Below are 5869 nucleotides of genomic sequence, written 5' to 3'. Positions count from 1 at the left end.
CCGTTAGAAGAAATTTTTACAATTCTCTTTAGCGGGGGCGGCGATGAAGCCGCCAAAAGTGTGATGATGGATGTTAGAATTCCGCGCATTCTACTCTCCAGCCTTTGCGGTGGAGCGCTTGCTATCGCGGGTTTGAGCTTGCAGGCGGTATTTAAAAACCCGCTCGTTGGCCCGCACATCGTAGGCGTTAGCACCGCAGCGGCATTCGGCGGCGCGCTTTGTATCTTGCTAGGATTGAGCGGCTTATGGCTTGCGGGTTTTGCATTTTGCTTCGGGCTTGCGGCGCTATTTTTGCTCTATCTTTTGGCAAAATTCGTAGCACGCGCCGATATTTTCTCGCTCATTTTAGCAGGTATAGTCATTAACGGCGTATTTGCCGCACTTACGAGTTTGGTGCAGTATCTGGCAGACGATGAGGAAGTACTGCCCAATATCGTTTTTTGGCTACTAGGAAGCTTCGTAAGCGCAGGATATGATAAAGTAATTTTGATGTGCGCGATCGCCCTGCCCGCTTCTGCAGTATTAATCGCGCTGAGATGGCGGTTTAATCTACTCAGCCTAAATGATGATGATTTGCGCGTGCTAGGCGTAGATGTTAAGTTTCTGCGCTGTACGATCCTAGCGCTTTGCACTGCTCTGATCGCCGTACAAGTTAGCGTCAGCGGAAATATCGGCTGGGTAGGTCTTGTAGTGCCGCACGCCACCAGGCTCATCGCGGGCAGCGACCACGTGAAGCTAATGCCTGCCTGCTTCATCGCAGGAGCGATCTTTATGCTGGCAATCGACGATCTATCTCGCTCGCTAAGTAGCGCCGAAATTCCTTTAGGAATTCTATCCGCTCTCATCGGAAGCCCGATCTTTGCCCTACTTCTAAAAAGGAGTGCCAAAAATGCAAAATCTAATTGAGGTAAAAAACGCTGGCTTTTACTACGAGGCGGAAAAATTCTGCTTTCGCAACTTAAGCTTCGAGCTTGCCAGCTCTCAAACATTAGCGATTTTGGGCTTAAACGGGCAAGGCAAAAGCACGCTAATGTCGTGTATGATGGGGATTTTGCAGCCTAAAGAAGGCGAGATCGTGCGCAAGGCAAAATTTGCTTTCTTGCCTCAAAGCTTTAACGTCGCGTTTGATTACAGCGTGCTTGACATCGTACTCATGGGGCGGGTACGCGAGATCTCGCTCTTTTCAAAACCGGGCAAAAAGGATATTCAAATCTGCCTTGACGCTCTGGATACGCTAGGCGTCGCCCATCTGCAAAAGCGCAGCTTTAACGCCCTTAGCGGCGGGCAGAGGCAGCTCGTGCTCTTTGCTAGAGCCCTAGCTAGCGGCAGCGACGTGCTGTTTTTGGACGAGCCTGCTAGCGCGCTTGATATCAAAAACCAAGACCGCGTGCTAAGCCTCATCGCAAATCTGCGCTCAAATAGCGATGCGAGCATAGTTTTTACCACCCACCAGCCTAACCACGCCCTCGCAGTCGCCGATCGCACACTGATCTTGCGAAATGATCTTAGCTACAACTACGGCGCAAGTAACGAAATTTTAACCGAAATCGCGCTTAGCTCGCTCTACGGCGTACAGATCAAAACGGCGGAATTTGACATAGAGGGCGAGCAAATCCCCAGCATTACGCAAATTTTCAGCGCGCAGGTGAAGTAGGCGCGAACGGCGCAATAAAGCAACTCGTCAATCGGCGTGGAATTTTAAATCGCAGAATTTTACCCTGATCTAAATTTAGATCTCGGAATTTTGTCTTAAAATGCCGTCTTGGAATTCTGATTAAAATTTTATATCGAGGTTTTGCCTTAGAATTCCAGTCTAAATTCCATAGAGGAATTTTACCGCAGAATTCCGATCAGAAATCTCATAGCGGAATTCTACCTGCGGCTTGCCGGTTTTCAAAGCGTGCGATGAAAGTATGTCGCGCTTGAGATCTGAAATTCCACCGCGAAATTCTACCCCGCAAATCCATAATCAAAATTCCGTTTTAAATCCCGCGGCGAAATTTTATTCTCGCTCTGGTAGAATTCCTGAAATTCCGCAGTCTGCAAGCTTGTCCCGACGAAATTTTGAAATTTTAAATTTAGCTATTTAATTCCTGCTTTACATCGATTTATGTATACTTCGGGATAAATTTTAAAAAGGCTTATTATGCAAGATCTCGTATCTCAGGCAAGAAAAGAGGGGATGATCAGCACCGGCATCGATCTGTTTTTAGCGGTGGTGCTCGTGATTTTTAAGGCGATAGGGCTTGCTTCCGGCGGAATGTTCTTAATAGTCAGCGGAATTTTTATCGCTTTTATTTGCTTCTCGGTGATTTATAGGTTAAGAGCGCTCAGCAAAATTTCAGCGCTCACCGGCATAAAAGCGGCGGCGCTTTACCGCAACTGCATAATTGTTTTCATCTGTATCTCGGTGTTTTCATTATTTCATCCGATAAGTTCTTGTAGAGAAGAGATGGTTAGAGAGACAACAGGAGAGACAATATGGAATTTAGCGGTACCCGCAGCCGCAATCTACATAATCGTAGCGTGGCTTCGCATAAATTTCTCTTTGGCGCGAGTAAGCGGCGTGAGCGCCTTTCGCACCTATGTGTGGCTCTGCGTGGGGTTTTTAGCGCTAAATATACTGTGCGGCGCGGGACCCTTCGGTTTGGCTAACTCCAAGCCGCAAACTGACGATGCCGTTGCGGCTTTAGTTATCACATCATTTAAGGAATTTTTGCCGTTTGCCGCTCTCATAATAACTAGCGTCGTGCACCTGCTAGCCTGGAGCAAGATAGAAAAGCTCGCCTAAGCCGAAGCGCTTTCGTTTTGCGGCGACCACGCCTTTTGCAAGTCTAAACCGTAGCAACGTCCAAAAGCCGCGCGCCATCGGGCGCAGCGTCGCCGCACGCAGCAAAGCCGCAAAATAGTGCGTAAATTTAGAAAATTCAAAGGATAAAAATGAAAGAAATTTCAAAGCAAGATCTGCTTCGCAAGGCGAAATTCCGCGGAGTTTTAGGTGCCGTGATTTTGCTAGGCATCGGCATAAGCGGCACGGTGGGCGTAAGCAGCATAGACGAGGACGCGGTCGCGATTTTTAGAGTTTTAGCGCTGCTAGCGGCGCTAGCGATATTTTACGACTGCTTCGTTTGCCTAGAAAAGGCACTAGGCGTGCGCTTCGTTAAGACCTATAGGCTGATAGAAAGTATCCCGATCGTCGCGATTTTGTGCTACTGCGCCATGATAGTAGCGCTAAAAGATGGCGCGATGCTAGGTCTACTCTACACCCTACTCTACGTCCTTTCGACGTGCGCGGCGGTGATAATCTGGGGCGTATTAAACTGCCGCCTAGCCACACTTAGCGGCGTGGATTTATTTAAAATCTACGGCATAGTGGTGTCCGTGACGTGGCCCTGTGAAGCGGCATCGGGCGCGCTAGCTAAAATAGGCGTAATCCTCGCGCTGCCGTATCTAATCGCAGCGTCGCTGGTAACGGCGTTTTCGGGGATTTTGCTAATCATAGCGTGGATAAAATTCAACCCCGCAAGGTTATGCGGCGCGGAAAATTCTAGCGAGCTTGACGGCGCCAAGCTAGGCGCGAACGGCGAAAAACCGAGCATTTACAGCAAACTCGCCACTTTTAAGAAATCAGACGCGGACGATGCGAAAAAGCCCACTTCCAAGGCGAGCGCAGATACCGCAAACATGCCTGCTTCAGCAGTGAGCGCAGATGATACGACTGCCGCAAGACGCCCGGGCAACCCCGGATTTAAATTCTAACTCTACTCGCAATACGGAATTTCGCAAAATTTTTAAAATTTAAGGCACGAAATTTTATCGCGACGCGCGGTGCATCGGGCGGGAACGCGGAATTTTGATTTAATTTTATCCGCTACGAACGCGCAAAATTTAGGGCAAAATTCCAAGCCGAAATTTCGCGATCAATTTAAAATTTTAAGCAGAGGTTTAATCCAAAAATTCCAACGAAGCAAAATCCAAGCCAAAATTCCAGCTGAAATTCCGATCTAAATCCCTAATCCAGCTTATTTCTAAAAAGCGACGCCGCAAAGCTCAACGTGCCCACGCCGATCAGCAGCAGCGGTACGATGAGATGCCACAGCTCGCCCAGGCCCGCGCCCTCCAGGTAGATCCGCCACATGCAGTTGTTGGCATAATACATCGGATCGAGGTGCGCTATGTAGTAAAACCACCGCGGCATCGCGTCCGCAGGCGTTATCAACCCGCTTATCATAATGCACGGCAGCAGGAACAAAAACGAGCTCACGACCGATTGCAGCGAGGTTTTGCAGACGGTCGAGATCACGAGGCCGATGCCTACGTTGCAAGTGCTAAAGATCGCGATGATCGCAAAAAGATCCGCAAAGCGCCCTCGAAACGGAATTTCAAAGTAAAATACGCAGATCAAAAACAGCGCGAGCCCCTGCGCGATCGCGATCAGCACGGGCGGCACGGCTTTGCCGATTAGCATCTCAAGCGGGTTCGCGGGCGTCATCAGCATCATATCGAAGCTCCCCTCCTCGCGCTCGCGAGAGACGCTAAACGCCGATAGCATCAGCACCTGAATCATCGAAAGCCCCAAAATCATCCCCGTCATGATCGTGTAGCGCGTGATCGTGTTTTCGTTAAAAACATAGCGTGGATTTATGCTGATTAAATTCACAAAATGCTGAGTATTGTACTCCTGCACTATGGCCTGCACGAAGCCGATGATGGTGTTTGCGGATGTCGTATTGCGCGAATCCGCAATAATCAAAAGCTCGTGCGTGCTCGCAAAATCACCGCCGAAATAGATCCCAATGATCGCCTCTCCCTCGCTTACCGCGCGGCGCAGGCAGGTTAGGTCTTTGCAGCCAAGTTCGGTCTTAAACATCGGCGTAGCGGCGATGCTCTGCACCAGCGCGGTGGACATCGCATCGCGGGCATCGTTCAAAATCACGTAGCGCACCTGCTCGGGGGTGAAATTCGCGCCGTAGCCGAATATGATCGCCTGCACCAGCACCGGCACGATCAGCACCATCCGCGTGCCCTTGTCGCGAAACATCGCCAAAAATTCCTTTTTTATCAGCGCGCGAATTCGAAGCAGGGATTTTCGCAGAGCATTCATCGCGCGCTCCTTTCAAATTTAGCGGCACCTTTAAATTTAACGCCATTTTCAAATTTAGAGGCGCTGGCGTGCGGAGTGAAATTTGAAATAAAATTTAAAAACGGAATGGACGCGGGTTTAAATTTACGCGGCGCGAGCGTAAATTTTAAAATTTCAAACCGATTACTCAGCTCGGGCGTAAAATTTAAAATTTCAGATCTATCGCGCGGCACCTCGCGCATAAATTTTAAAAGCGCAGGTTTAAATTTACGCAGCAGCAAGGAGATGAAATTTAAAAGCGCGCCCGTGAGGTCAAATTTGCTAAGCTTTTCTGCACGCCCTGCTTCGTAGCCGTGCCGTGCAGCTGCGCTACAAAGTCGCGCTATGCGGCGCCGCGCAGAATTCAAATATCTGCCCGCATGATTAAACTTAACCGCGCTCTGTTTTTCTATCACGTCGTGCGTATGCTGCGAAGTAAGCCGTACCGCGCGCCCTGTTTCGGCACTATCTACGCGCGGCAAAACGCAGCGCGGAGCGAACGGCAGCTCTTGAATAAATTTTAAAATTTTAAATCCACGCTGCGATATGAAATTTTGCGCTGTGTTCACAAGACGCGCTGAAGCGCGCGTAAATTTTAAAATTCCAAACCGATTGCGCGGCGGTTCGGGCGTAAATTTTAAAATTCTAAATCCATTGTGCGACGCTGGCGTTAAATTTAAAAACCCCGTCGTCGTCCGCAAGCCAAAGCGTTTCGCGCCTAGAAATTTTAAAAATTTCATCGTGCGC

The 5869-nt window shown here is 49.2% G+C and carries 7 protein-coding genes; 5 read left to right on the top strand and 2 right to left on the bottom strand.

Going from position 1 to position 5869, the window contains the following annotated elements; translation table 11 throughout:
* The 5 genes from Q0198_RS03075 to Q0198_RS03055 form a co-directional block, all read left to right on the top strand.
* The coding region (locus Q0198_RS03075; protein WP_297894821.1) for an iron ABC transporter permease at positions 1-906 on the top strand (906 nt) is incomplete at its 5' end.
* Positions 890-1654, top strand: coding sequence for an ABC transporter ATP-binding protein (locus tag Q0198_RS03070; protein WP_297894818.1), 765 nt, complete (start codon positions 890-892; stop codon positions 1652-1654). The genes Q0198_RS03075 and Q0198_RS03070, both read left to right, overlap by 17 nt.
* A 259-nt stretch (positions 1655-1913) precedes the next feature.
* On the top strand, positions 1914-2090 hold the full coding sequence (locus tag Q0198_RS03065; protein ID WP_297894815.1) for a hypothetical protein: 177 nt from the start codon (positions 1914-1916) through the stop codon (positions 2088-2090).
* A gap of 56 nt (positions 2091-2146) precedes the next feature.
* Positions 2147-2791, top strand: coding sequence for a hypothetical protein (locus tag Q0198_RS03060; RefSeq protein ID WP_297894813.1), 645 nt, complete (start codon positions 2147-2149; stop codon positions 2789-2791).
* A gap of 149 nt (positions 2792-2940) precedes the next feature.
* Entirely contained in the window at positions 2941-3759 is an 819-nt protein-coding gene (locus Q0198_RS03055; protein WP_297894810.1) for a hypothetical protein, read from the top strand.
* Positions 3760-4012: 253 nt separating this feature from the next.
* On the opposite strand, the gene Q0198_RS03050 is transcribed toward Q0198_RS03055, so the two are convergent.
* Both Q0198_RS03050 and Q0198_RS03045 read right to left on the bottom strand, forming a co-directional pair.
* Positions 4013-5104, bottom strand: coding sequence for an ABC transporter permease (locus Q0198_RS03050; protein ID WP_297894808.1), 1092 nt, complete (start codon positions 5102-5104; stop codon positions 4013-4015).
* Positions 5101-5869 (bottom strand): hypothetical protein (locus Q0198_RS03045; protein WP_297894806.1); only part of this gene is annotated, 769 nt, incomplete at its 5' end. The genes Q0198_RS03045 and Q0198_RS03050, both read right to left, overlap by 4 nt.

The organism is uncultured Campylobacter sp. (assembly GCF_938045205.1).
GTDB lineage: Bacteria > Campylobacterota > Campylobacteria > Campylobacterales > Campylobacteraceae > Campylobacter_B.
Note: the sequence above shows the minus strand (reverse complement) of the source record. Positions and strands in the feature narration are given on the sequence as shown.

Coding starts and splice junctions, on each gene's coding strand:
- Q0198_RS03070 (WP_297894818.1), top strand. CDS start 890: ATGCAAAATCTAATTGAGGTAAAAAACGCTGGCTTTTACTACGAGGCG.
- Q0198_RS03065 (WP_297894815.1), top strand. CDS start 1,914: ATGTCGCGCTTGAGATCTGAAATTCCACCGCGAAATTCTACCCCGCAA.
- Q0198_RS03060 (WP_297894813.1), top strand. CDS start 2,147: ATGCAAGATCTCGTATCTCAGGCAAGAAAAGAGGGGATGATCAGCACC.
- Q0198_RS03055 (WP_297894810.1), top strand. CDS start 2,941: ATGAAAGAAATTTCAAAGCAAGATCTGCTTCGCAAGGCGAAATTCCGC.
- Q0198_RS03050 (WP_297894808.1), bottom strand. CDS start 5,104: ATGAATGCTCTGCGAAAATCCCTGCTTCGAATTCGCGCGCTGATAAAA.